Below are 26961 nucleotides of genomic sequence, written 5' to 3'. Positions count from 1 at the left end.
GGCCGGCCAGAGCCCGAGAACCCAGCGAGTTCACACCCGCGTCGTACCGGCCCTGAGCATGGCCTCGAAGGCCTCCGGCGGCAGTGGTCGTGCGAACCAGTAACCCTGCTGCAGGCGGCAACCGCGGCCGATCAGGAACTCGGACTGTTCCTGCGTCTCCACCCCTTCGGCCACCACCTGCAGGCCCAGCTCGCGGCCCAGGGTGATGATGGCCGAGGCCAGGGCGGCATCGCGGCCGCCGCGCGCCACCTCGGTGATGAAGGCGCGGTCGATCTTGAGCTCGCTCATGGGCAGGCGCTTGAGGTGGCTGAGCGAGGAATAGCCGGTGCCGAAATCATCGAGCGACAGCCCGAAGCCCAACGCCCGCAGGCGATCGAGCACGGCCACGGCGGTGGCCATCTCGCGCATCAGCATGGTTTCGGTCAGCTCCAGCATCAGCCAGGCGGGCTGCAGGCCGTAGTGCTGCACCAGGGCGCTCAGCTGCTCGGGCAGGCCGGCATCGGCCAGGCTGGAGGCCGGCAGATTGACCGAGAGCGGCAGCATCGCCAGGCCCAGATCGGCCCAGCGGCGCAGACTCTGGCAGGCGGCGTGCAAGACCCAATCGGTCAGCGGGGCGATCAGACCGCTGTCCTCGGCCAGGGGGATGAACAGGCCCGGCGCGATCAGGCCCCGCTGCGGATGCTGCCAGCGCAGCAAGGCCTCGGCGCCCACCAGGCGCGCATTGCAGGCATCGACCTTGGGCTGGTAGTGCAGGCGCAGCTGGCCACTGAGCAGGGCCTGACGCAGCTCGGCTTCGAGCAGCACCCGGTCCTTGGCCCGGGCATTGAGGGCTTCGTCAAAGAACTTGTGCTGGGCACCGCCGGCCTCGGCGGCGACGTGCGCGGTCTGCTCGGCGCAGCGGGTCAGGTTGAGCAGATCCTGCGCATCACCGGGGCACATGGCGATGCCGATGCTGGCGGTCAGCAGGATCTGCTGGCCGTCCACAGGCACCGGCTCGGCCACGGCCGCCAGCAAGCGCTGCGCCAGGCCGGAGGCGCGGTCCTGCCCTTCCAGCCCGGTGATGAAGACGGCAAACGCCTGGTCGCCGAGGCGGGCCAGCACCAGATCCGGCTCGGCCGCCAGACTGGCCGACAGACTGCCGGGAAGCAGCCCCCAGTCAAGACCGGGCACCTGGCCGCGCAAGCAGGTGCGCAGGCGCTGCGCAATCCCGGCCAGCATCAAGTCGCTCTGGCCATGGCCGTACAAATCGTGCATGCCGCCAAAGCGATCGATCTCCAGATGCAGCAGCGCACAGGCCGGCCCACCCGCGCCGGCCTGGGCCAGGGCCGGTGCGCTCAGCTCTGCGAGCAGGCGGCGGTTGGGCAGGCCGGTGACTTCGTCGTAATGCGCCAGGCGCATGGCGCGCTGCTCGGCCGCGCGCAAGGCGTCGTCGAGCGCAGCGCGCGCCAGGAACTCCTTGCGCAGCACGAACTCCCGCCACCAGCCGATGCCGGCGGCCAGGATGAAGACCGTGAGCACATGGTAGGTCCAGTAGCCAGCCTCGCCAGCCAGCAACCCGGCATGGGCAAACAGCGCGTACAGGAAGGCGGCCAGGATCAAGAGGCCCGAGGCCAGGGCATGGCGGAACTGCACGCCCAGGATGACGAAGCAATAGAACTCCAGAAAGGTGAAGTTCAACACGCCCACCCAGGTCTTGAGGCCCGCCCCACCCTCGGCATCGATGCGCACCAGAATGAAGAACAGGCACAAAGCCACCACGACGATGAAGCTCGCCATGGCCCCCTGCCAATGGCGCCGCGACTGCGGCAAGAAGGAGCAGGCCAGGCCCAGCAACAGCACCGGCACCGCCAGGCTCAAGCGCAGAAAATTGGCCGCGCCGCCGCCATGCGCCAGCTGATCGATCAACCAGTCGCCACTGACCAGCAAGGCCCCCAGCAGAAGGCTGGCCTGGGCATAGCGCAGGTAGAAGGCCACATAGTGCTGAACAAAGCGCTGTTCGAAGGCCGGGTCCGCGAAGCGCAGCAGCAAGCGCAAGGGCATCTGCAGGGACATTTGCAAGGGCAGATCGGCCGGCGCCGCCGGCTCGGCCGCCGGGGCACCGGGCGTCTGGGTCTCGATGGCGCGCATCCGAAACTGTGCCTTCCTTTGCATCGAAGCAGAGAACCCCGGGCTCAAGCGGCCCGACGGTGCCCATCCAATCTTATCGTCGGGCTTTGCGCTCGCTTGAGCTCCAGCATCCGCAGCGCCCGGTTCGCGCCTCCGGCCCAGGCCTAGCGACGCAGGGCCGGGGCCGCCGCATTGAACGCCGCGGCCGCCCGGATCAAGGCCTTGAACGCCTTCTCGTCCAGCACGGCCCCTTCGGCCCAGTCGATGGCGCGGCGGGTCTGGCCCTCGAGGCTGGCGTTGAACAAGCCGGCCGGATCGGGCAAGGATGCGCCCTTGGGAAAGGTCAGCTTGACCGCCTTTTTGTAGCTTTCGCCGGTGCACAGAATGCCCTGGCTGGACCACACCGGTACCTGCCATTTCCACTCCTCGATCACCTCGGGCAAAGCCTCGCGGATCCAGGCGCGCGCACGCGCCAGCTGCTCGCCGCGCCAGCCGCCCAATTCGGCAATGCGAGCATCGATCAGCGCGGCAGGGTCAAGGGCAGAGCTCATGGGCAGGATCTCCGGTTCAGGCGGGGTCAAGGTTGCGGATCAGGAAAAGTCGCTGGGTCTTGCGGATCGCGAGGCCCGGGCCTCATCGGGCGGGGCCCGGCGCCGCCTGCCAAGCCAATCGCCCAGCCAGCGCCCCGGAAAAAAGCCCAGGGCAAAGGGCAGCACACCCGCGGCGGCTCCGACCATCAAGGCCAGGGCCAGGGCATCGAGCGAGCGGGCGCCCGGGGCCGGCAGGCCGACGGCGACCAGGAGGCAGAAGACGAGGAGGACGAAGATGCCGGGGCATTCACGCCGCCGATGCTAGCGCCGATCTCGCACGGTGTCGCCCCGCACGAACCCAGCGCGCGGCAGGCGCCGACTGGGCCCTTGCGGTCAGATCGGGCTCAATGCGCGCCGATCAAGGCCGCCACCCGCTCGTCGCTGAGGCGCATGGGCAGGTTCTGGGCCGAGAGCAGGGCCACCACGCTGTGGTCGGCACGGGCGCTGTCGCGCAGCAGGGGCTTGCGGCGCGGCTCGCCATCGGTATGGGTCAAGGCCGAGACCAGCGGGTGGTAGGCCTTGTCGCCATTGCGCACCACCAGACCCATCTCGCCCGAGGACAGGCGCACCAGGCTGCCCGGCGGGAAGATGCCAAAGGCCTTGATCAGCGCCCCGGCCAGCGGGCTCTCGGCCGCCATCTGGTGCAGCTCGCGGCCGGCCTGCTGGGCGCTCATGGCCGGGCGGTTGGCGCGGCTGCTCAGGCGGGCGGTGTAGACATCGGCATAGCGCAAGAGCTGGGCCAGCTCGGTGATGTCGGTCAGGCCTTGCGGGTAGCCCGAGCCATCGGGCACCTCGTGGTGCTGGGCTACGGCCTGGAGCCAGTCGCTGTCCTCGATGCCGGCCGCGGCCAGCATCTCGGCGCTGCGCCGCGGATGGTCCTGGATGGCCTCGCGCTGCAAGCTGGTCAGAGGCGAGACCTGGTCGGCCAGTTTGCCTTGCAGCTCGACCATGGACAGATTCATGGTCAGCGCTGCCTGGAAGGCGCGGCGCTGCTCGGCCTCGCTCCAGCCCAGGAAATTGGCTGCGGCCCGGCAGGCCGTGGCGGCGTGGATCGAGTGGTTGACGCCGTAGTGTCCGGCGCCAGCGCTCGGATGCCGCACCACCTGAGCCAGTGCCAGATTGGGGGCGCGCTGGATCAGGCCCAGCAGCTGGTCCGACGCGGCATGCACCGCCGCCGCCAGATGCTCCGGGGCCGCGCTGAGCGCGCGGCGCAGGGCATGCGGCGATTGCTCCCAGTCCTCCGCCAGCTGCTCCAGGGAGCGCTCGGCGCTTTCGCGGCGCCGTGGCGGCGCCACCGATTGCGCCAGCTCAGCAATCTCGACCCGGGCACCGCGCCGGAACAGCTCTTCCAGCTGCGCCTCGTCGGCAATCACCTGTCCGCGCGCCAGCAACAGCAGCTGGCCTTCGTCGCGCACGCTGAACGCCAGGGGTTCACCCAGGACGATGCGATTCTTGACGGAAGCGAGGGAGCAAACGCGCATGAGCGGAGTGGCGGCAGAGGTAACAAGGCTGGCTGGAGGCGAGAACCATGCCGGTTCTGCCGGAGGCGCAGCCCTGCCACACCTCGGCACAGCCCCGGCCCGAATCCCTGTATCGACCCGCTCAAAGCCTAACTTGAGCCTTCACCGGCTCGGCGAGGTGCGCCAATCGCCCCGCGCCATCCAATGCCACCCAACACACTCAGGCGCTGGCCAGCGCCTTGTGCAAGGCTGCCTGGTTGAGCCACTGGCGCAGGCGCAGCTGGATGGCCTCCTGCTCGGCGGACAGGCGGGCATTGCGGGCCTGCAGCCAGTCGGCGCGAGCGATCACGCCCACTTCGTAGCGCAGGGCGGCCAGCTTCTCGGTCTGCTGGGCTTCGGCCAGGCGGGCGGCATTGGCCAGGGCCTGCTGGCGCAGCTCGCGGCGTTCGGCGGCCAGTTGTTCCACCTCGACCAGGGCCTTGTGCACCGTGTCGCGCAGGCTCAAGGCCGCGCTTTCCACATCGTTGACCGATTGCGCGCGCTGCAGATCCAACCGGCGCCAATCGACCAGGGGCACGATCAGGCTCGATGAGAGCGTGGCCAGCGGCCGCTCCAGCCAGTCGCGCCACTGGTTGCCGCCCGTGCCCACGCCCGTGCTGAGGCTCAGGCTGGGATAACGCGCCGCTTCACTGGATCTCCATTGCGACAGGGCGCTGTCCACCTGAGCACGGGCACGTTGCACATCGGGGCGGCGTTCCAGCACCTCGGCCGGTGCGCCGGGCTGCCAGTCGCCCGGTTGGCCGGCCGGCAGCTGGGGCTGCGCGGGCAGGGCCGGCGCCAGTTCGTCGAGCAGCACGCCCAAGCTCAGGCCTTGCTGCACCCGCTCGCGCTGCAGCTGGGCCAGGCGCGAGTGCAGGCCTTGCAGGCTGCTGGCCGCCTTGTCCACCTCGATGGGCAAGAGCTTGCCTTCGCGCACGCGCAGCCGGGTCAGGGCCAGCACCGCCTCGGCGCCTTGCAGCTGCTCGCGGATCAGGGGTTCTTCCAGCGCCAGCGCGGCCAGGCTCCAGTAGCTCTCGGCCACCCGGTTGCGGATCAGGAGCTGGGCCGCGGCCCAGTCGGCCCGCTGACCGGCCACTTGCGCGGCCTGCGCCGCCTCGCCATGGGCCAGGCGCTGCCAGAGATCGACTTCATAGCTGACGCTGGCATTGAGCGAATAGCTGCGCGTCAGCGGCCCCTGCTCCAGCGCGCGGCTGCCCGAGGCGCTGCCGCTCAGGCTGGGCTTGAGGCCGCGCTCCAGCTGGCTCTGGCCCAGCTGCTGCTGGGCGCGCTCCCAGCGCTTGAGCGCCAGGGCGATGTCGCGGTTGGCACGCAAGGCCTGCTCCTGCAGCGCGATCAGCTGCGCATCGGCCGGGGCAGCGCCCTCGGCCGAGCCGCGCGATTCGAGCTGCTGCCACTGCGCCGGCAAGGTGTGCGGGCGCGCCAGGTTCGGCGGAGCCGTGCTGTCGGGGCCGTGGGCACAGCCCGTCAGCATCAGGGCCAGCAGGCCCAGGGCCAACGCGGGCTGGGTGCCGGATTTCAGAGGGTTCAAGCTTCGCATCAGCGTCATGGCGTCTGCTTCTTTCTTTGTCTTCTTCATGCGGTGTTCTTGGGGAGGCCGTCACTCGCGGGCCAGGGCATCGACGGGGCTCAGGGCCGCCGCACGCCGCGCCGGCAAGGTGCCGAAGACCAGGCCGACAAAGCTGGACACGGCAAAGGCCACGCCCAGGGCGGCCCAGCTGACCTCGACCTTCAGCGACTCCTGCGCGGCATTGATGCCTTGCGCGCCCAGCCAGCTCAGGAACACACCGACCGTGCCGCCCAGGCAGCACAGCACCACCGCCTCGACCAGGAACTGCAGGCGCACATCGCCCTGGCGGGCGCCCACCGCCATGCGGATGCCGATCTCGCGGGTGCGTTCGCTGACCGAGACAAGCATGATGTTCATCACACCCACCCCGCCGACCAGCAGCGAGATCGCCCCGACCCCGGCGAACAGCAGGGCCATGGCCCCGGTCACCTGCTGGAACTTGCGGAACTCCTCGTCGGCGTTCCAGGAGTCGAAATCCTCGATGCCGTGCAAGGCCTTGAGCCGGTAGGTCAGCTGCTTGCGCACCTCGGCTGGCGGCACGGTGAAATCCAACAGCACATTGAACTGATCGGCATCGACGCGCACATCGAGCTTGCGACCGAAGGTGGTGTGGGGCATGAGCACCTGGCCCAGCCAGGAGCCAAAGCTGACCGCGCCGCCGGTGTCGGGTGCGACCACGCCGACGATGGTCAGCGGCAGGGCCACGCCCACCGGCACCGCCGCAGCCCCGCCGCCCATGCCGCCACCGCCCGCGCCGCCATCCGCCGGCATGCCTTGCGGCGCCACCAGCAGGGTGCGGCCCAGCGCGGACTCGCCGGGTTTGAACAGCGACTTGCGCGCCTTCTCGTCGATCACCGCCACCTGGGCGGAACCGGCGAAATCCATGGCATTGAGGTAGCGGCCTTCGACCAGCTTGAGCTTGCGCGAGGCCAGGGTCTGCGCTTCGGCGCCGAGCACGCTGACCATGGCATCACGCGAGCCATGGCGCGCGGTCAGCTGGGTCTCGCGCTCCACCGTCACCGCCTTGACGCCGGGCAGGGCACGGATGGCCTCGATCTCGCTGGGCCGGAAGGCCTGGGCCTGGGTGCCGGGCGGCAGATTGGGGTTGCCGCGGAACACCGGGATGCGGCCGGACAGGAAGCTGCCCACGTCTTTCTCGATGCTGCCGCGCGCTGCGCTGGTCAGGGCCAGGATGGACACCACCGCGGCAATGCCGATGCTGATGCCCAGCATGGACAGCGCCGTGCGCAGGCGGTTGCCCTGCAGCGACTGCACGGCCGATTGCAGCGCCTCGCGCCACTGCATCTGCTGCCGGCCCCACCAGCTGCCGCGCGCCAGGCCCGCGGTCTCGCCGGCCAGGGGGCCGGGCAGGCGGTGATCGGCCGGTGTGCCGCTGTCCTTCAAGACCTTGCCGTCCTTGAGCTCAATGATGCGGCGCGCATGGCTGGCGACATGGGCGTCGTGGGTGACCAGAATGATGGTGTGGCCACGCTCGTTGAGCTCGCGCAGCAGGGCCAGCATTTCGGTGCCGCTTTGCGAATCAAGCGCACCGGTGGGCTCGTCGGCCAGGATGATCTGGCCGCCATTCATCAGCGAGCGGGCGATGGACACGCGCTGCTGCTGGCCGCCCGACAGCTCATTGGGCTTGTGATGCATGCGCTCGCCCAGGCCCAGGCGCGTCAGCAAGGCTTCGGCGCGCTCGCGTCGCGCGCTGCCGCTGGCACCGGCGTACACAGCCGGCAGCGCGGCATTGGCGCGCGCATCCATATGCGGCAGCAGGTGGTAGCGCTGGAAGATGAAGCCGAAGCGCTCGCGGCGCAGGCCAGCCAGCTCGTCGGGGCCCAGCTGGCTGGCGTCCTGTCCATCGATCAGAAACTGGCCGACGGTCGGGTTGTCCAGGCAGCCCAGCACATTCATCAGCGTGCTCTTGCCCGAGCCCGACTGGCCGATCACGGCCACGAACTCGCCGGCCTGGATGCTCAGGTTGACGTCATCGAGCGCCGGCACGTCGATGGCGCCCAGGCGGTAGTGGCGGCCGACGCCGCGCAGTTCAATCAGGGGATGCATGGCGATGCGGCCCGCTTACTTCGAGGCCGGCGCCGAGGCGGCTGATGCCGCTGAGGCGGCCTGCTCGGCCGCCGAGGGCGGCGCCAGCAGCACCTTCTCGCCGGCCTTCAGGCCATCGAGCACCTGGACGCGGGCGCCGTCCTGCAGGCCGGTGCGCACCTGGCGCGGGTGTTGCTTGTTCTGCGCATCGAGCACCTGCACGGCAAAGCGGCCGTCCTCGCTGCGCTCACCCAGGGCCACCATGGGCACGCTGAGCACCTTCTTGGCCGAGCCGGTCTCGACATTGACCTGCACCGTCATCTCGGGCAGCAGCTTGCGCGCCTTGTTGTCCACCTCGAACAGGACGTTGTAGAAGACCGCATTGCCGGCCCGCTCGGGCACCGGCTGGATCACCCGCACCTTGCCCTCGTAACGCTGCGCCTCACCGGCCAGGGTGATGAAGCGGGCCTGCTGGCCGACCTTGATCTGGGCAATGTCGGCCTCGGGCACGCGGGCGCGCACGGTGATTTCGTCCAGATTGGCCAGGGTCACCATCACCGGCGTGATCTGGGCGGCGATCACGGTCTGGCCCTCCTGCACCGGCAGGTTGACCACAGTGCCGTCCATGGGCGCGGTGATGGAGGTGTAGCCCAGGGAGAGCTTGCGTTTGTCCAGCTCGGCCTGCAGGCGCTTGAGGTTGGCGCTCTGGCCGCGCAGGTCGGAGTCCAGCTTGGCCAGTTCCGTGTCGGCGCGCTCGGCCTCGGTGGCTGCGGTGGCCTCGCCGGCCAGCAGGCGGCGTTGGCGCTCCACCTCGCGGCGGGCAATCTTCAGATCGGCCTGGCGCACTTCGATCTGCGCGGCCTGCTGGGCCACCGCGGCTTCGGCCTGGGCCACTTCGCTGCGGGCCAGCTCGGGGTCCAGGCTGACCAGCAGCTCGCCCTTCTTGACCTGCTGGCCCAACTGCACATGAAGCTGGCGCACCTGGCCGCTGACCTGGGCGCCGACATCGACCTTGAGCCGCGGCTGCAGCACACCGGCCGCCTGCACCGTCTGGATGATGTCGGCCAGGCTGACCTCGCCGCTGGGCGGTGCCGGCGGAGGCGGCGGCGGTGTGAAGTGGCGGTAGGCGGCATAGGCGCCGCCGATCAACACCAGCACGGCCACGCGCACGCGCCAGGATTTCAACCAGCGCCCGCGGGCCGCCGAGGTCTTGCTGCTCTTGTTGCTCTGCACAGGAATCTTCCCCGCCAAAATGTAGTGTTAGAGGCGGTGGCGAATGTAGCAGGGGCGTTGTGGGCACACGCCCGGCGTGCGACCAGGTGCCGAAAGAAGCGACTGAACTGCTCGGCAGCTTCGACCGGCGACGTGCGGCCGGCCTTAGCTCAGTCGGCTCGCTCGTCTCGCTCGGCTCACTCGGTAAATGCGCGCAGGTCCAACAGGCTGCGGCCATCATCGGCCAGCAGGCGGAAGCGGGCCGGCTGCTCCTCGGCATCCAACAGCACAAAGCCCTGGCTGCTGGCCGGCACGCTGCTGCCGCAACCGCTGGCGTTCAGGCTCACGGCCAGGCCACCGGCGCCGGCCTTGGCATCCAGGCGACCGCTGAGCTTGCAGGGGCTGGCACTGCCGGCGTTGAGGCTGCCGTCGGCGGCAATGCTGAACTGGGCCCAGACGCCCGGGGCCAGCTGGGCCACATAGCGGCCGGCCAGGCCGGCCGGCGTCGGCGCGGCCGAAGCTTGGGCCTGCTTGAAGCTGGACTGCAGGGCGATGCTGACATCGGCGGTGGCGGCCGGCACCGCCGTCCAGGCGGCATCGGCCGCGCTGCGGCGGTAGAGGCGCTCGGCCTGGTCGGCACTGTTGTGCAAGACCAGCAGGCGGCTGCCATCGCTGCCCGAGAAGTAGCGGCCCAGCACCGGGGCCTCGGTCGTGCCGACGTTGACGAGATAGGTCCCGGGCGAGAGCTCGGGCACCTGGACCACGGGGGTGTCGTCGTCGCCGCCGCCGTTGCAGGCGGCCAAGGCCAGTGTGGCCAGCAGAGGCAGGAGACGGGCGCGCAACAAGAGAGAGGCTTGCATGGTGACCGCCCTCACTGGCTCAGCAGGTCACGCAGGCGCAGGCGCAGCCATTGCTGGCCGGCGGCGCGGTGGTCATAGGCCACCTGCATGGCCGTGACGGCGATGTCCTTTTTGTAGACGATGGATTCGTCCTCGGCCTGCGCCTCGGTGGCCGGGGCGGTGTTCATCTCCAGGGTCACGCCGGGCAGGTGCACCTGGCTCAGGCCGTAACCGGCGGCCACCGGGTCGGCGCCCAGGTCCTTGACGAACTTGACCTTGTAGGCGTTGTAGCTGCCGATGCGGGCGAACTTCCATTTGGCGCCGTCCAGCACCTGCGGGAAGTTGACGTTCAGCGCCAGACCGGCCGGCAGCAGCGGGCCGGTGCCGGCCTTGGCCTGCAGGGCGGCGATCAGGTCCGCGCTGAGCTTGGCCACCGTGGCCGACTTGGGCGCGGCCAGATTGACGTTGTCGGTGGTGTCGGCATCGGCGCTCAGGGCGATCGAGGGAATGCCGCGCGAGGCCGCGTTCTGGGCATTGCCGATGGTGCCCGAGCTGTTGACGATGTGGCCGACGTTCTGGCCTTCGTTGGGGCCGGACAGCACCAGATCCGGCGCCTTGCCCCAGCGGGCTTGCGCCTGCACATCGAGGCCGTAGAGCAGGGCCATGATGGGTGTGCCGTTGACGTAGTGGTAGTCGCCGTTGGTGAAGCCGGCCTTGCTCATGGGGCCGGCGCCGGGTGCGCCCGCAGCGGCAGCGCCGTTCAGGCAGGGCGCTGTCAGCGGCGTCAGCGGGGTCAGGAACTTGACCGCGCCGCCCATGCCGCTCTGGCCGGTGCAGGGCACCGAGACGATCACATCGTGGCCCTTGGCCTTGAGCGCCTCGTACAGGGCTTTGACATTGCTGGTCAGGCCGTCGTCATTGCTCAGGACGATGTTGAGGGCCGAGGCCGGCTGGGCCAGACCGGCCAGCAGCACGAAGGGCAGGAGGGGAAGCAGGCGAACGCGCATGGCGGTGAACTCTCCGAAACAGCGGGAACACAATCGATCGATCAGGCAAGCACAAGGCCCGAGGGTGCTGAACCGGCGGCGGCACAGGGCCGGGCGCAGGCGACAGAACCGGTCGGGCCGCTTGGGTTCCAAGTGTCCGGAGACTTCATGGCAGGGCGATGGCGCCGCCATGACAAAGCTGTGGCAGGGGCTGAGGCGGCAGCCTCGGTCGCAGCTCAGACGCTTTTCAGCGGCAGCGGCGCGCCGCTCTTGACGCAGCGGATGGCGAAGTTGCTGGTGATGTCCTGCACCATGGGCAGGGCCTGCAGGCGGCGCACGATCTGCTCGTAGGCGCTGAGCTCGCCGACCACCACCTCGAGCAGATAGTCATGAGCGCCGCTGACCACATGGCAGGCCACCACCTCGGCCATGGCCTCCATGGCCGCCTCGAACTGCTGCACCGCATCCTCGCGGTGGTGCATCAGCCGCACATTGACGAAGACCGTGGTCGCCAGCTGCACCGCCTTGCGGTCCAGCACGGCGCGGTAGCCGGCGATGAAGCCCTCTTCCTCCAGGCGCTTGAGCCGGCGCGCGCAGGGGCTGGCCGACAAGGCCACCCGCTCGGCCAGCTCGGCAATGCTGAGGCGACCGTCGCGCTGCAGCAGCTCCAGCAATTGGATGTCGATTCTGTCCATGGCTTGTTTCCATCAAAGTTCGATGGATTATTGGCTGAAATCAGCCCAATCCATCGAAACCGTCGCCTGCAAGGCGCCAAATCACCCCGGTCGGCGCTCGAAAATTTACGGCCTCGCAGTACCGATCCCGCTCGCCGCCCGCCATGAATCCCACGCCCCGCCCCCATCTCGCCGCCGCCGGCCTGCCCTCGCAATCCTTCGGTGCGCGCCGGCCGATGCAAGCCTGGTATCAGGGCGAAGCCCTGGGCTGGGCCGCGCTGGCGCTGACCCTGGTGATCTGGGCCGGCTTTTTCATCTCGCTGCGTGCCGGCGCGCGCGTGGCCCTGCCGCCGGTGGAGCTGGCCCTGCTGCGCTTCGGCCCGGCCGGCCTGCTGTTCGCGCCCCTGCTCTGGCAGCGCCGCGCCCGCTTTGCCGCCGTGCCCGCGCGGCTGTGGCTGCTGATCGTGGCCGGCGCCGGCCTGCCCTACTTTCTGATCGCTGGCTGGGGCATGCGCCATGCGCCGGTGGCCGACGGTGCCACCCTGATCCCCGGCACCCTGCCCCTGTTCACCGCCCTGCTGGCCGCCGCCCTGCACGGCCGCGCGGCGCTGGCGCGCTGGCCGGCCCTGCTGTGCATCGCCGCCGGCGTGGCCACCTTGCTGGCCCTGAAGGCCGGCCATGCCGACCTGGCGCAAGGCTATGCCTTCTTTCTGCTGGGCAGCCTGATGTGGTCGGCCTACACCCTGGCCCTGCGTGAGGCGAAGCTGGCGCCGCTGGAGGCGGCCACGCTGATCTCCACCGTGTCGCTCGGCCTGCTGCTGCCCCTGCTGGCCTGGCACTGGGCCCAGAGCGGCGGCCTGGCCTTGCCGAGCTTGAGCGGCTCGCAGCTGCTGCTGCAGCTGGGCCTGCAAAGCGTGGGCGTGGGCCTGATCTCGACCCTGAGCTACAGCCTGGCGGTCGCCCGCCTGGGCGCGCAGCGCAGCGCCACCGCGGGCGCCCTGACCCCGGTGCTGGCTACGCTGCTGGCCATCCCGCTGTTCGGCGAGCAGCCCGATGGCGTGACCTTGATCGGCATGGGACTGATCGCCGCTGGCGTGCTCTGGAGCCAGAAAGCGCGCTGAGGCCTGTTCACCCCCGGGTTTCCCCGCAGAGCAAATCGGGGAATGCCTTTCGTCATGGTTTTCAATCCTTGCCAGAATGCCGCAGCCTCGCGCCGACCGCGCCGAGCCCTGAGTTCTGGAAAGAGATACCCGCCATGACGAACAAGATCCGGCCCGCCCGTCTACCCGCGAGCAAGGCCCTGGTGATCGCCTGCCTGGCCCTGCTGAGCAGCAGCGCCAGCTTCGCGCAAACAAGCACACCGAGCTACCCCGCGACCGCCAAGGTCGAGCAGACCGACAACTACCACGGCACCACCGTGGCCGACCCCTACCGCTGGCTGGAAGACGACAACAGCGCCCAGACCAAGGACTGGGTCAAGGCCCAGAACCAGGTCACCGATGCCTACCTCGCGGCCATGCCGCAGCGCCTGCCGGTGCGCAAGCTCTACACCGAGCTCTACAACTTCGAGAAGTTCGGCGTGCCCTTCAAGGAAGGCGGCCGCTATTTCTGGACCCGCAACAACGGCCTGCAGCAGCAATCGGTGCTCTACACCGCCAAGTCGCTGAAAGACCAGCCCAGCATCGCCCTGGATCCCAACACCCTGAGCCAGGACGGCACCGTGGCGCTGAGCGGTTATGCCCCCTCGCCCAACGGCAAACTGCTGGCCTACGGCAGCTCCAAGGCCGGCTCCGACTGGCAGACCTGGAAGGTGCGTGACCTCGCCACCGGCCGCGACCTGCCCGATGCCATCGAATGGGTGAAGTTCTCCAGCGCCACCTGGACGCCGGACGGCAAGGGCTTCTTCTACTCGCGCTACGACGCGCCGGCCGAAGGCGCGGCGCTGACCGGCGCCAACTACTTCCAGAAGCTCTTCTACCACCGCCTGGGCACGCCGCAATCGGCCGATGTGCTGGTGGCAGCCAACCCGCAGGAGAAAGAATGGGGCTTCAACAGCAGCGTCACCGATGACGGCAAGCTGCTGGTGATCAATGTCTGGAAGGGCGGCGCCAAGAACGGCCTGATGGTGCTGCCCCTGGTCAAGGGTGGCTTTGCCGGCGGTGAGCCCAAGGCCATCAGCCTGGCCTTCGACGCGGCCTACGAGGCGGTCGGCGTGAACGGCCAACAGCTGATCGTCAAGACCAACAAGGACGCGCCGCGCGGCCGCCTGGTGGCCATCGACCTGCAGGGCACGGGCAAGGAAGCCTGGAAGACCCTGGTCGCCGAAGGCCCCGACGCCATGACCGGCGCCTCCGCCGTGGGCGGCCGCCTGCTGCTGAGCTATCTGCGCGACGCTTCCACCCTGGTGCGCCGCCACGGCCTGGACGGCAAGCCGCAGGGCGAGGTGCAGCTGCCCGGTGTGGGCACCGCCAGTGGCTTTGGCGGCCGCGTGCAGGACCGCGAGACCTTCTTCAGCTACACCAGCCTGACGACGCCCAGCTCCATCTACCGCTACGACGTGGCCAGCAACAAGCTCAGCCTGTTCAAGCGCCCGCAAACCGCCTTCGACGCCGAGCAGTATGAAACCCGCCGCGAGTTCGTCACCAGCAAGGACGGCACGCGCTTCCCCATCTTCATCGCCCACAAGAAGGGCCTGAAGCTGGACGGCACGAACCCGACCCTGCTCTACGGCTACGGCGGCTTCAATGCCTCGATGACGCCGGGCTATGGCATCACCTCGGCGGCATGGATGAAGATGGGCGGCGTCTACGTGCTGGCCTCCATCCGCGGCGGCGGCGAGTACGGCGCGGCCTGGCATGAAGCCGGCACCAAGCTGAAGAAGCAGAATGTGTTCGACGACTTCATCGCCGCCGGCGAATGGCTGGTGGCGCAGAAGTACACGCAGCCGGCCAAGCTGGCGATCAACGGCGGCTCCAACGGCGGCCTGCTGGTCGGCGCGGTGGTCAACCAGCGGCCCGAGCTGTTCGGCGCAGCCGTTCCGGCGGTCGGCGTGATGGACATGCTGCGCTTCCACAAGTTCACCATCGGCTGGGCCTGGGTGCCGGACTACGGTTCGTCCGAGAACCCCGAGGAGTTCAAGGCCTTGATGGCCTACTCGCCCCTGCACACGATCAAGTCGGGCGTGAAGTATCCGGCCATCATGGTGACCACCGGCGACCACGACGACCGCGTCGTGCCAGCGCACAGCTTCAAGTACACCGCCGCCCTGCAGGCGGCCGACACCGGCCCGGCACCCAAGCTGATCCGCATCGAGACGCAGGCTGGCCATGGCGCCGGCAAGCCCACCTCCAAGATCATCGAGGAGCGTGCCGACATGCTGGCCTTCTTCGCCCACACCTTCAACATGCCTCTGCCCTGAGCCTTCAGCGCGGAACCCACCCTAACCCCTGATTTCAACGAGGTGCCCATGCGCAAGCATTCCCTGATTGCCCTGTTCGCAGGGCTGGCCCTGTCGTTGGCGGCGCAAGCCGCCGACCGCTGGCAGGTGCCAGTCGCCAGCAAGAAGCTGGCCAATGGCCTGACCGTGCTGGTCTCGCCCGACCACAGCTCCCCCACGGTCGGCGTCAGCGTCGTCTATCACGTGGGCATGCGGCTGGAACCCAAGAACCGCACCGGCTTTGCTCACCTGTTCGAACACCTGATGTTCCAAGGCACACCGAACGCGCCCAAGGGCGTGTTCGACAAGGTGATCACCGGCGGCGGCGGCAACAACAACGGCTCCACCCGGCCCGACTTCACCAACTACATCGAAACCGCCCCGGTCTCGGCCCTGGAATCCATCCTCTGGCTGGAAGCCGACCGCATGAAGACCCTGGACTTCAACCCCGCCACGCTGAAGAACCAGCAGGACGTGGTCAAGGAAGAGATCCGCGTCAATGTGCAGAACCAGCCTTACGGTGGCTTCATGTGGATCGACATCGGCGGCCTGGCCTTTGACAAGTGGGAGAACAACCACGACGGCTACGGCAGCTTCAAGGACCTGGAAAACGCCAGCCTCGACGATGTGCGCGCCTTCCACCGCGATTACTACGGCCCCAACAATGCCGTGCTGTCGATCGCCGGCGACATCACCCCGGCCAAGGCCTTCGCCCTGGCGGAAAAGTATTTCGCCGCCATTCCCAAGCGCCCGACCCCGGCGCCCAGCAATTTCAGCGAAGGCCTGAACACCGCCGAGCGCCGCCTGGTGCAGAGCGACAAGCTGGCCCAGGTGCCGGCGATTGCTGCGGCCTGGAAGATGCCCGAACGCGGCAGCAAGGACCAGCCGGCCATGGCCGTGCTCGGCGAGCTGCTGGCCGGCGGCGATGCCTCGCGCTTCTACCAAAGCCTGGTCAAGGGCCGCGAGCTGGCGCTGAACCTGGAATCGCTGTACGGCCTGACCAGCATCTGGGAATACGACGGCCCGACCATCTTCACCGTCTTCGCCCTCTACAAGCCCGACAGCAGCGCCGATGCCTTGCTGAGCGCCATGGACGAGGAGATCGCCAAGGTGGTCAAGGACGGCGTCGATGAAGCGACGCTCAAGCGCGTCAAGACCCGCCTGCTGGCCGACTGGTACAACGGCCTGGAGAGCTTCCTGAGCCGCGCCGACACCCTGGCCAAGCTGCAGACCCTGTGGGGCGATGCCCAAGTGGTCAACAGGATCCCGGGCTGGATCGAGGGCGTCAAGTCCGCCGATGTGCAACGCGCGGCCAAGACCTACCTGACCGTGGCCAACCGCTCGGTGATTGACCGCAAGCCGGCCGCCATGCTGGCCGCCCCGGCCGCTGCGGCCGATGCCGCCAGCAGCGCCAAGCCCTGAATGCGAGACCGGAGCCCTTCATCATCATGAAACAACTCAAGCTCACTCCCCTGATGCTCGCCGCCGTGCTGGCTGTCGCGCCCCTGGCTGCCAGCGCCGCCGAAGCCGTCAAGATGCCGGCCGACCTGCCCAAGTACGGCCAGGACAAGCCCATCCCCGTGCCCCACATCAGCAAGAAGACCCTGGCCAACGGCCTGGAGGTCTGGGTGCTGCCGCGCCAGGGCCTGCCCCGCGTGGACTTCGTGCTGGCCCTGCGCGGTGCCGGCTATGGCGCCGACGCTGCCGATGCCCCAGGCCGCGCCAAGCTGCTGGCCGGCCTGCTCAACGAAGGCACGGCCAAGCGCGACTCGCGCGCCATCGCCGAGGCCGCCCAGGGCATGGGCGGCGGTGTCGGTGCCGGCGCCTCGAACGACGGCATCACCCTCAATGCCTATGCGCTGAAATCACACGCCAGCGACATGCTGCGCCTGCTGGCCGAAGTGGCTCGCCAGCCCTCCTTCCCCGAGGGCGAAGTGGCCCTGGCCAAGGCCAATGCCCTGCAAGCCCTGAAAGTGGCGAGCGCCCAGCCCGGCTTCCGCGCAGAGAAGGCGCTGAGCCAGGCCATCTATGGCGAGCACCCCTACGGCCGCAGCCAGGAAACCGCCGAAAGCATCAACGCGGCCACGGCCGAAGCCCTGCGCGCCGAGCATGCGCGACGCTTCCGCCCCGATCGTGCCCTGCTGGTCATCACCGGCCAGATCAGCGCGGCCGAGGCACTGAAGCAGGCCCAAGCGGCCTTTGGTGACTGGCAAGCCCAGGGCCCGGCGCCGGCCGAGATCGCCGCAGCGCCCACCAGCGCCGCGCCGCAACGCCTGCTGCTGGAGCGCCCGGGCAGCGTGCAGAGCACGGTCCGCCTGGGCCGCCCCGGCATCGCCGCCACCAGCGCCGAACAGGTGCCGCTGCGCCTGACCAGCACCATCCTGGGCAGCGGTTTTTCCAGCCGCGTGAACCAGAACCTGCGCGAGGAGAAGGGCTACACCTACGGCGCCAGTGCCGGTGGCCGCTCCTTCCGCGTCGGCGGTGCCATCACCGGTGGTGCCGATGTGCGCAACGAAGTGACCGGCGCTGCGCTGCAGGAGTTCATCAAGGAGTACCGCCGCATCGGCAGCGATCTGGTGCCCGCGGACGAGATGGAAATGAGCAAGCGCTATGTGGCCGGCACCTATCTGCTGACCACCCAGTTGCAGGGCGCGGTGGCCCAGACCCTGGCCAACAACTGGCTGGTCGGTCGCCCGGCCGAGTACCTGGGCGAGTATGTGCCGCTGATCCAGAAGGTCACGGCCGAGCAGGTGCGCGAGATTGGCAAGAAGTACTTCTCGCCCGAAACGCAAAGCCTGATCGTGGTCGGCGACCCGAGCGCAGTGGCCGAACAGCTGAAGGCATTCGGCGAGTTCAAAGTCAGCCGCTGATCACCGCAGCGCTGCTTCAGCACGGGACAGATGGGCAGGGCCGCAAGGCACCTGCCCTTTTTTTTCCTTGGCCCGAACTGGACAAGGTCGGGCGCATGAATCGGGGCCAGCCCGGCCCAGGTACTTTGTGCCGAATTCGGTCGGCCCGCTGCCGTTTGGCATCAAGACGAGGGAGGGCGGCTTTTCTATTCTGAGCGGATCCCCAAAAGAACCACGAGGAGACGCATGAACAAGAAAGCCTGCCCCCAACTCCAGTCCATCGCCCTGGCCTCGGCCATGGCCTGCTGGGCCTTGAGCCACAGCCCCGCCGCCCATGCCCAAGGCAAGGATGCAGCGGCCGAGCCGCAGACCCTGAATCGCGTGACGGTCACCGGCTCCAACATCAAGCGCACCGAGCAAGAAAGCTCACAGCCCCTGCTGGTCTTGCGCAGGGACGAAATCCTGGCCTCGGGCGCGCTGACGGTTGGCGATGTGCTGGCCAATCTGAGCAACAACGATCGCAGCGCCATCAGCGACCTGGGCGGCGCCAATTCCTGGGCCAGCGGGGCCTCGGGCGTGTCGCTGCGCAATCTGGGCACCGGCGGCACCTTGACGCTGCTGAATGGGCGCCGCCTGGCCAGCTACGGCTTCGCCGATGGCTTGCAGCTGAACTTCACCAATATCGACGCCATTCCCGCCAACATCATCGAGCGCGTCGAGGTGCTCAAGGACGGCGCCTCGGCCATCTATGGCTCGGACGCGATTGGTGGCGTGATCAACGTCATCACCGTCAAGGACTTCACCGGAGTGGGTCTGCAGCTGAGCGCGCAGCGCAACTTGAAGAAGAGCTTTCTGGACGCCGACCAGCAAGCCTCGGTCACCGTGGGCCACGGCAATCTGGCCACGCAGGGTTTCAACGCCTACGCGCATTTGGAGGTCTACAAACGCGGCAGCTACAAAGACAGCGCGGTGCGTGATCTGCTGCCCGATTGGTATCTGGAGCAGAACCCAGCGCGCGGCCAGCGTTCGGCCGGCGCCTTCCCCGGCAACTACACCGGCAGCTATCCAGCCGACTACAAAGACCCGGCCCTGGCCGGTACCCGCATCAACACCCCGGCCCCGGGCTGCGCTGCAGCAGACCTGATGGGCGGCGTCTGCCAGTACGACTACTGGAAAGACAGCGACGCCCGCCCGGCCACCCGCCGCGTCACCTTGCTGGCCGGTGCGCGCATGACGATCAACAAGGACCTGAGCGCCTTTGCCGAGTTCCAAGGCGCCGACATTCAGGCCAACTACCACACCAACATTCCGCGCAGCAATCCAGGCAGCGTCAGCACCTGGTACGACAGCATCAAGGGCGAGCTGCAAAGCTTCACCGACCCGCGTCTGCCGGCCGACCATCCGAACAACCCCTACGGCTTCCCCATCGGTTTGAACTACCGCTTTGTGGACCACCCGGACATGTTCAAGAACATCGGCGCCTCGCGCGACTTCCGCCTGTTGGCTGGTGTGGAAGGCTCGGCCTGGGGCTGGGATTTTGATGGCGCGCTGGGCATGATGCAGTCCAAGGCCACCCAGCGTCAGCACCTCTACAAAGACCGCTTCGGCTACGCAGAGGCCATCACCAGCGGCACCTACAAGTTCGGCCAGACCAACCCGCGCGAGCTGCTGGAGAAGATGTTCCCCGAGATGGGCTCTTCGGGCACCTACACCCAGCAGTTCGCCGATGCCAAGGGCTCGCGCGAGATCGGCCGCCTGCCCGGCGGACCCATCATGCTGGCGCTCGGGGCTGAGCTGCGCCGTGAGAAATTCGAGCACCGCAGCATGGACAACATCTTGCAGGCGCGCATCGTCAGCTTCTCGGGTGTGGACATCTCGGGCAAGCGCAATGTGGGCGCCTTGTTCGGCGAAGTGAACCTGCCCTTCACCAAGCAGATCGAGGCCACGCTGGCCCTGCGCGGCGACAAGGTCTTCAAGGGCTTTGGCGCGGTCACGCCCAAGATGCAGCTGGCCTGGCGGCCGATGCGCGAGCTGATGCTGCGCGGCACCGTCACCCAAGGCTTCCGTGCGCCCAGCCTGCCCGAGACCGGCAATGGCGGCGCCTCTTGGTTCAACAACGGCTATCTGGACCCGAAACGCTGCGACACCGCCAAGCAAATGCAGGCGGTGCTCAAGACCGGCAATGCCAGCGACCAGCTCGATGCCACCGAGGCCTACAACTCGGGTTGCTCGGTCAGCTTCCCTTCGGCCATCACGCCCAATGGAAACTTGAAGCCGGAGTCCTCGAACAATGTCTCCTTCGGCATCGTGACCCAACCGACCGACAACATCAGCTTCACGCTGGACTACTACAAGATCCAGCGCAAGGACGAGATCGGCGTGCGCGATGTCAACGAGGTGCTGGCCAATGAAGACGCCAATGCCGGCTTGCTGCCGCGCGACCCGGTCTCGGCGCGTGACAAGGACCTGGCCATGCGGGTCAAGGAGCTCTCAGGCAAGGACATCGGCTTCGCCGTTGGCTCGGTGCGCTCGCTGGGCCTGCAGTACCAGAACATGAACAAGACCCAAGTCTCGGGCCTGGATCTGGACCTGCGCAGCCGCTGGAAGTTGGGCGCTTGGGGCCAGCTGGATGCGGGCATTGAAGCCAACTACCAGCTCGATGTGCGCTATTGGGACCACAGCGCCCAGGACTACACCGAGAACCGTGTCGGCTACCGCGGCACGCCGCGCCTGCATGCAATCTACAAGATCAACTGGGGCCTGGCCGACTGGAAGCTGGGTGCCCGACTCCACCAGTACTCCGGCACCCGCTTGAGCGCCGCGGACTGGGACACGGACAACAGCATCGAAGGCTGCGCCGAGCGCGATGTGGCCGAGGCCGACTGCCGCATCAAGCCCTGGCTGAGCACCGATCTGTGGCTGCAGTACAGCGGCTTCAAGAACTTCACCCTGTCCGCCAATGTGCTGAACGCTTTGAATCAGAAGCCCTTGGTGGAACTGCGTCCCGGCTCTTCATTGCCGCTGGGCGGCCGGGTCTTGAAGGTCAATCTGGAGGCGCGTTTCTGATGAACGACACCAAACCCGCGCTGCGTGCGCTTGCTGCGACCTTGCTGCTGCAGCTGTCGGGTCTGTGCTCTGCGCAGGCAAACGGGGAAGACCCCTACCTCTGGCTGGAAGAGGTGCAGGGCGAGCGGGCGCTCAGTTGGGTGCAGGGCCAGAACGAGGCGACTTTGGCGGCGCTGCAGGGCGGCCCGCAAGCCTCGAAGCATTCAGCGCTGAGCCAGAGCCTGGCCGAGGTCTTGGCCTCACCCAAGCGCCTCGCCCATGCGCAGCAGATGGGCGGCTACCTCTACAACTTCTGGCGCGATGCGGCCCACCCCCGCGGCTTGTGGCGGCGCACCACGCTGGCCTCGTATCGCAGCGCGGCGCCGCAGTGGGAAACCGTGCTGGATGTGGACCGTTTGAGCCAGGAGGAGGGTGCGCCCTGGGTCTGGGGAGGGGCCAACTGCCTGCTTCCCCAGACCCAGCGCTGCCTGCTCACCCTGAGCCGGGGCGGTGGCGACGCCCATGTGCTGCGCGAGTTTGACCTCGGCACGCGTCGCTTTGTTGCGCCGGCCTCGGGCGGCTTTGCACTGCCTGAAGCCAAAGGCTCGGCCACCTGGGTGGACCGCAACACCCTCAGTGTCGCCACCGATTTCGGTGCCGGCAGCATGACGGATTCGGGCTACCCGCGCCAGGTCAAGCTCTGGAAGCGGGGCCAGCCCTTGGCTCAGGCACGGCTCTTGTTCGAAGCGGCACCGCAGGACGTCAGCGTTTGGACCTGGGCCGAGCAAATCGGCCAGGAGCGGGTGCATGTGATCGAGCGTCGCACCAGCTTCTTTGCCGGCGAGCAGCATGTCCTGCAAAAAGACGGTCGCCTGCAGGCCTTGAGCAAGCCGGCCGACGCCAGCATGAGCCCTTTTGCCGACCAGTGGCTGATCGAGCTGCGCTCCGATTGGAAGTTAGGTGACAAGACCCATGCCGCCGGCTCCTTGTTGGCGATTGCGCGGTCCGACTGGGCGGCCGGCAAGCGGCAGTTCCACACCTTGTTCAACCCCACGCCGCGCAGCTCGCTGCAAAGCCATGTGGCCACCCGCAGCGCAGTGCTGGGCGTGCGCATGGAGGACGCGCGCCAGCAGCTGGTGCAGTGGCGCTACCAGAAGGGCCAGTGGCAAGAAGCGCTGCTGCCGGCGGGTGATCTGGGCAGCTTGAGTGTCAGCGCCTTGGCGGGCCAGCAGGCGGATCACTACCTGCTGACCCGCAGCGATTTCCTCACCCCGGCCCGGCTGGAGTTGGGCGAAGTGGGCCGCGCCGAACGCCAGCTTTTGCAGGCCCTGCCCGAGTTCTTTGATGCCAGCACACACGAGGTGCAGCAGCTGCAGGCGCGCTCGAAGGACGGCACCGCCGTGCCCTACTTCATCGTCAAGCCGCGCGGTGACATGGCCAAGGACGGCGCGCCCACCCTGCTCTACGGCTACGGCGGCTTCGAGATCTCGATGAAGCCCAGCTACAGCGGCATCCTGGGTCGTGCCTGGTTGTCGCACGGCGGGGTCTATGTGCTGGCCAATCTGCGCGGCGGCGGTGAGTTCGGCCCACGCTGGCATCAGTCGGCCCAGCGAGAGCATCGCCAGCGCAGCTTCGATGACTTCATCGCGGTGGCCGAAGACCTGATCCAGCGCGGCATCACCCGCCCGGCGCGCCTGGGCATCATGGGCGGCAGCCTGGGCGGCTTGCTGACCTCGGTGGCCATGGTGCAGCGGCCCGAGCTGTTTGGCGCGGTGGTCAGCCAGGTGCCGCTGACCGATATGCGGCGCTATCACCGCATGCTGGCGGGCGCGTCCTGGATCGAGGAGTACGGCAACCCCGACATCCCCGAGCAATGGGCCACCATCTCGCGCTATTCACCCTATCAGAACGCCAGCGCCGCCAAGCCCTATCCCAAGGTGCTCTACACCAGCTCCACCCTGGACGACCGGGTGCACCCCGGCCATGCCCGCAAGATGGTGGCGCGGCTGCAGGAGCTGGGCCAGCCGGTGCTGTACTGGGAGAACCGCGAAGGCGGCCATGCGGGCGCATCGACGCCGGCGCAGCAAGCCCAGCTCTGGGCTCTCAGCTATGGCTTTTTGCGGGAGCAGCTGATGGGCCCCAAGCCCGGCCCAGCATCACCGTAAAAGCAAAGTTAGGGCTTCTGGCATCAGGCCGCGGCGCGCCAAGGCGCGCCGCTGGGCTGTTGCCCTTGTTGGAGGCGCCGGTACTGCGAAGGCGTCAGGCTGGTGGTGGCTTTGAATTGGCGGGTGAAGGCGCTTTGGTCGCTGTAGCCGCATTGCATGGCGATGGCCGCCACACTCAGATCGGGCGCTTCGACCAAGAGGCGTCGTGCGGCATCGAGGCGCGCTTGCAGCAGCATCTCGCGCGGGCTGAGGTGAAAGATGCGCTGGAACAGATGCTCCACCCGGTCCAGCGTCAGCCCCGCAGCACGCGCCCAGTCACCCAGATGCAGGGGCTGGTCGTAATGGCTGCGAATCTGCTGTGCCAGCTCGGCAATCTGGCCATAGACCGGATGGCTTTGGTCGGGCCGCCCCAGATCACGTGAGATGCCCACCACGCCCAGCACCGCGCCGGGTCGCTCGCCACAAGGCTCGTCGCGCAGCGGCAGCTTGTGGGTCAGGCACCAGCCGGCGCCGCCATCGGCATAGAGGTGCAACTCCAGATGGCGCTGCATGGCCGCGCCGCTGCTGATGACGCTGCGGTCTTGCACCCAGAAAGCCTCGCCCATGGCGCCGGGAAAGATCTCTTTGGAGGTGCGGCCCAGCAAGGCTTGCTTGGAGCGTTGTGCACTGCGCCGCACCAAGGTCTGGTTGACGCGCAGATAGCGGCCATCGCGGTCCTTGACGAAGAACACCACGTCGGGCAGCGGGTCGAACAAGGCTTCGACCAGGCTCAGCTCGCACAGGCGAAGGGCATTGTTTTGCATGGCAACTTCACCATTGAACTCAAGGCATGGCTGGCCATCACCAGGGTCAAGAACCGATGAAGCGGGTTCCATTGCAGAGGCCGGGCCCGATGCAATGCCACTTCGAAAGAACCTCAGGAGCCGGCTTCGATCGGCATTGAGACTGAGTATATGTTTGATATATCTATATCAAACTCGGGAAAACCATCGCTCTTGCAGTGGCGCAATACGCTCATTTCGGACGCGGCAGGTCAGGCCCTGCCTTTGACAAGGCGAGGGTGGGGCCTCAAGGACTGGAGCGCCTCGGGGCCGAGGCGCCGGCCATGGGTGGCTCCGGGCGCAGCCCGCCAACCCGCGCCGCAGCCTGATGCATGGCTTCGGCCCGTTGGCGTGCAGCGGGCTCAGCGCCAGGGCGAAACTGATCACTCTGAGCCTGGCGACTGAGTGCCCAGTCGGCCGCCGAGTAGCGGGCGCTGCCCTGGCGGCACTGGCGGGCGCGGGCGATCTCGTCCTTCAGAAAGCGCTGCTCGGCCGGGCCCAGGCTGCTGGCCGTGGCGCGGGTTTCCATGGCGGCGATCTCGATGTCATCCGGGCAGACATTGCCGGCCAGGCGCGAGGCGGCGGCGCCCGATGCCGCCCGCTCGGCCGCCACCACATTGGGCTGCAGCGCGCGCGGCGACAAGGTGTCGCCCTGGGCCGGGCAGGGGCGGTCGGAGTAGCGGACCTGGCCGGCCTGCTGGCATTTCCAGATCTCGCCCGCCTGAGAGGCTGCAGCCAGAACAGCCAGAAACAGGGCCAGGCCGCACAAGGTCTTCTTCTTCGTCATGGCTTCATCAACGCCTCGTGACAGGCGCAGGCCTCGCCGTGGGCGGCGGCCACCAGCTCCTGCAGCACGCCACAGGCCTGGCTGCCGGCGGCATGGGGGTGCAGATGGTGGCGCCCGTCGCAGCGCGCCTTCAAGGCCACCAACTGCTGCTCCAGCGCCAGCATGGAAGCCAGGCGCGCGCGCACCCGTGCCAGCTGCGCCTCGACCAGGCCGTCGACCTGGGCCAGCTGTTCGGCGTCCTCGGTGTCCAGGCTGGCCAGCAGCTGGGCCACATCGGCCAGGGACATGTCCAGCGCCCGGCAGTGGCGGATGAAGGCCAGCCGCTCCAGATGCGCATGGGCGTAGTCACGGTAGCCGTTGTCGCTGCGCGCCGGGCCGGGCAGCAGGCCGCTTTTTTCGTAGAAGCGGATGGTTTCGATGTCCACGCCGGTGGCCTTGCTGAGTTCGCCGATGCGCATGAGGTCGCAGGCCCGTGATTCGGGCGGTCTGAGCTGAAAGAGCAAGCATAGCGCTGATTGTCTGGAGCTACTCCAGGCTATGTCCTGCCGCCCCTGCCAAAAGACACCCCCCGGTTCGTTGCCCCCTGGTGGGAACCCGAACAAGCCAGGCAACAGGCCACAGCGACAATAGCGGCCCAAGCCGCCAGGAGAGACCCTCCAGGCGGTTTGCCTTTTGTGGGCCCCTGAGGGACATGGGTCGGCACGAGGCACGTCATCCATCAAGACCAAGAACGGAGAGTCGTTTGAACACCAAAATTCAAACTGCGGGGCCCAACACCATCCTCGGCCACCCCAACAGCCTGTTTGTCCTGTTCTTCACAGAAATGTGGGAACGCTTCTCCTACTACGGCATGCGCGCCTTGCTGGTGCTGTTCCTGATCTCGGAAACCGCCAAGGGCGGCTGGGGCTGGAGCCGCGCCGATGCCACCTCGCTCTATGGCTGGTACACCATGCTGGTGTACTTCACCCCCATCCTGGGCGGCTATCTGGCCGACCGTTACCTGGGCACCCGCCGCGCCGTGGTGCTGGGCGGCTTCATCATCGCCGCCGGTCACGTCTCGCTGTTCTTCGAGACCATCCCTTCCTTCTACCTGGGCCTGGGCCTGGTGATTGCGGGCACAGGCCTGTTCAAACCGAACATCTCGGCCATCGTCGGCCAGCTCTACAACAAGGACAACGAAGGCAGCCGTGACGGTGGCTACACCTTGTTCTACATGGGCGTCAACGCCGGTGCCTTCTTCGGCATCTCGCTGTGTGGCTACATCGGTGAAAAAGTGTCCTGGAACCTGGGCTTCGGTCTGGCCGGTGTCTTCATGATCCTGGGCGCCCTGCAGTTCTTCTTCAGCCAGGCCATCTTTGGTGACATCGGCACCGCGCCGAGCAAGGAAAAGACCGCCGCCGCCAAGGCAGCCGATGACACGCCCGCCCATGTGGTGGCCGATCGCCTGAAGGCCATCTTCGTGTTCGCCTTCTTCACCATCTTCTTCTGGTTCGCTTTCGAGCAGGCCGGCGGCTCCATGACCATCTTCGCGGCCGACTACACCGACCGCACCCTGGTCGGCACCAGCGGCCTGGTCTTCAAGGTCATCAACTCACTGATGACGGTGATCCCGGCGGCCATCCTGACCTGGCTGCTGTTCCAGCTGCACCGTGCCACGGGCAAGAGCCAGTGGCTGGGCAATCTGCTGCTGGTCCTGGCCTTTGCCGTGATCTGGGGCCTGGTGATCTGGATGCTGGGCCGCGAGTTCGCCATGGACCAGAGCGAAGTGCCCGCCACCTGGTTCGGCGTGCTGAACTCCTTCTTCCTGGTGATCCTGGCGCCCGCGTTCTCCAAGATGTGGGAAAAGCACTGGAACCCGAGCGGCCCGGTCAAGTTCGGCGTCGGTCTGGTGCTGCTGGGTCTGGGCTTTGCGGCCCTGGCATTTGGCGCGGCAGGCATCCCCTCGGGCGCCAAGACGGCCCAGGTCAGCATGCTTTTCCTGTGCCTGGCCTATCTGCTGCACACCATGGGTGAGCTGTGCGTGTCGCCCGTGGGCCTGTCCTACATCTCCAAGCTGGCCCCCGCGCGCTTGCTGGGCCTGATGTTCGGCGTCTGGTTCCTGAACACGGCCATCGCCAACTTCATCGCCGGCAAGACCGGTGCCTACATCGACTACATCTCCTCGACCTACTCGATGTCCACCTTCTTCCTGATCTTCACCGTGATCCCGGCCGCCGCCGGCCTGGTGCTGATGGCGCTGGCGCCCTGGATGAAGAAGAAGATGCACGGCGTGCACTGAGCGCCCCCTCGACACCCGGGAGGCCCCGGCTCAAGGCCCC

19 protein-coding genes are annotated in these 26961 nt (G+C 67.7%); 7 read left to right on the top strand and 12 right to left on the bottom strand.

What is annotated here, in order from left to right:
- Window positions 1-30: 30 nt before the first annotated feature.
- From OOB33_RS05285 to OOB33_RS05245, 9 genes are all read right to left on the bottom strand, one after another.
- On the bottom strand, window positions 31-2127 hold the full coding sequence (locus OOB33_RS05285) for a putative bifunctional diguanylate cyclase/phosphodiesterase (RefSeq protein ID WP_243392808.1): 2097 nt from the start codon (window positions 2125-2127) through the stop codon (window positions 31-33).
- 143 nt (window positions 2128-2270) lie between these two features.
- Window positions 2271-2657, bottom strand: a complete 387-nt coding sequence (locus OOB33_RS05280) for a DUF1801 domain-containing protein (protein ID WP_271007937.1) — start codon at window positions 2655-2657, stop codon at window positions 2271-2273.
- A 383-nt stretch (window positions 2658-3040) separates the two neighbouring features.
- Window positions 3041-4177, bottom strand: a complete 1137-nt coding sequence (locus OOB33_RS05275) for an HD-GYP domain-containing protein (protein ID WP_271007936.1) — start codon at window positions 4175-4177, stop codon at window positions 3041-3043.
- A gap of 199 nt (window positions 4178-4376) precedes the next feature.
- Window positions 4377-5792, bottom strand: a complete 1416-nt coding sequence (locus tag OOB33_RS05270; protein ID WP_271007935.1) for a TolC family protein — start codon at window positions 5790-5792, stop codon at window positions 4377-4379.
- Window positions 5793-5813: 21 nt separating this feature from the next.
- Window positions 5814-7850, bottom strand: coding sequence for an ATP-binding cassette domain-containing protein (locus tag OOB33_RS05265; RefSeq protein WP_271007934.1), 2037 nt, complete (start codon window positions 7848-7850; stop codon window positions 5814-5816).
- A 15-nt stretch (window positions 7851-7865) separates the two neighbouring features.
- Entirely contained in the window at window positions 7866-9062 is a 1197-nt protein-coding gene (locus OOB33_RS05260; RefSeq protein ID WP_271007933.1) for an efflux RND transporter periplasmic adaptor subunit, read from the bottom strand.
- A gap of 176 nt (window positions 9063-9238) precedes the next feature.
- Window positions 9239-9901, bottom strand: a complete 663-nt coding sequence (locus OOB33_RS05255; protein WP_271007932.1) for a hypothetical protein — start codon at window positions 9899-9901, stop codon at window positions 9239-9241.
- An 11-nt stretch (window positions 9902-9912) separates the two neighbouring features.
- Window positions 9913-10887 (bottom strand): 5'/3'-nucleotidase SurE, encoded by a 975-nt coding sequence (gene surE / locus OOB33_RS05250; protein ID WP_271007931.1) that lies wholly within the window; start codon window positions 10885-10887, stop codon window positions 9913-9915.
- A gap of 215 nt (window positions 10888-11102) precedes the next feature.
- Window positions 11103-11561, bottom strand: a complete 459-nt coding sequence (locus tag OOB33_RS05245; protein ID WP_102768609.1) for an Lrp/AsnC family transcriptional regulator — start codon at window positions 11559-11561, stop codon at window positions 11103-11105.
- 143 nt (window positions 11562-11704) lie between these two features.
- Between OOB33_RS05245 and OOB33_RS05240 the strand changes: the two genes are divergently transcribed.
- From OOB33_RS05240 to OOB33_RS05215, 6 genes are all read left to right on the top strand, one after another.
- Window positions 11705-12661, top strand: a complete 957-nt coding sequence (locus tag OOB33_RS05240) for a DMT family transporter (RefSeq protein ID WP_271007930.1) — start codon at window positions 11705-11707, stop codon at window positions 12659-12661.
- A 134-nt stretch (window positions 12662-12795) separates the two neighbouring features.
- Window positions 12796-14958 (top strand): prolyl oligopeptidase family serine peptidase, encoded by a 2163-nt coding sequence (locus OOB33_RS05235; RefSeq protein ID WP_271007929.1) that lies wholly within the window; start codon window positions 12796-12798, stop codon window positions 14956-14958.
- A 48-nt stretch (window positions 14959-15006) separates the two neighbouring features.
- Window positions 15007-16398: a M16 family metallopeptidase gene (locus tag OOB33_RS05230; protein ID WP_271007928.1), complete on the top strand. Its 1392-nt coding sequence runs from the start codon at window positions 15007-15009 to the stop codon at window positions 16396-16398.
- A gap of 26 nt (window positions 16399-16424) precedes the next feature.
- Entirely contained in the window at window positions 16425-17846 is a 1422-nt protein-coding gene (locus tag OOB33_RS05225) for a M16 family metallopeptidase (RefSeq protein WP_102768613.1), read from the top strand.
- A gap of 225 nt (window positions 17847-18071) precedes the next feature.
- Window positions 18072-20891, top strand: coding sequence for a TonB-dependent receptor plug domain-containing protein (locus OOB33_RS05220; RefSeq protein WP_271007927.1), 2820 nt, complete (start codon window positions 18072-18074; stop codon window positions 20889-20891).
- Window positions 20891-23035, top strand: a complete 2145-nt coding sequence (locus tag OOB33_RS05215; RefSeq protein ID WP_271007926.1) for a prolyl oligopeptidase family serine peptidase — start codon at window positions 20891-20893, stop codon at window positions 23033-23035. The genes OOB33_RS05220 and OOB33_RS05215 overlap by 1 nt, the downstream gene beginning before the upstream one ends.
- 23 nt (window positions 23036-23058) lie before the next feature.
- On the opposite strand, the gene OOB33_RS05210 is transcribed toward OOB33_RS05215, so the two are convergent.
- The 3 genes from OOB33_RS05210 to OOB33_RS05200 form a co-directional block, all read right to left on the bottom strand.
- Window positions 23059-23838 (bottom strand): AraC family transcriptional regulator, encoded by a 780-nt coding sequence (locus OOB33_RS05210; protein ID WP_271007925.1) that lies wholly within the window; start codon window positions 23836-23838, stop codon window positions 23059-23061.
- Window positions 23839-24103: 265 nt separating this feature from the next.
- Window positions 24104-24643, bottom strand: a complete 540-nt coding sequence (locus tag OOB33_RS05205) for a DUF4124 domain-containing protein (protein ID WP_271007924.1) — start codon at window positions 24641-24643, stop codon at window positions 24104-24106.
- Entirely contained in the window at window positions 24640-25101 is a 462-nt protein-coding gene (locus OOB33_RS05200; RefSeq protein WP_102768617.1) for a Cd(II)/Pb(II)-responsive transcriptional regulator, read from the bottom strand. Before OOB33_RS05200 ends, OOB33_RS05205 begins: the two co-directional genes overlap by 4 nt.
- Before the next feature lie 284 nt (window positions 25102-25385).
- On the opposite strand from OOB33_RS05200, the gene OOB33_RS05195 reads away from it, so the two are divergent.
- A complete protein-coding gene (locus tag OOB33_RS05195) occupies window positions 25386-26921 on the top strand; it encodes a peptide MFS transporter (RefSeq protein ID WP_271007923.1) in 1536 nt (511 codons plus the stop codon).
- The last annotated feature ends 40 nt before the right edge of the window (window positions 26922-26961 follow it).

Source organism: Paucibacter sp. B51, from assembly GCF_027863535.1.
GTDB classification, from domain to species: Bacteria; Pseudomonadota; Gammaproteobacteria; order Burkholderiales; family Burkholderiaceae_C; genus Paucibacter_A; species Paucibacter_A aquatilis.
Note: the sequence above shows the minus strand (reverse complement) of the source record. Positions and strands in the feature narration are given on the sequence as shown.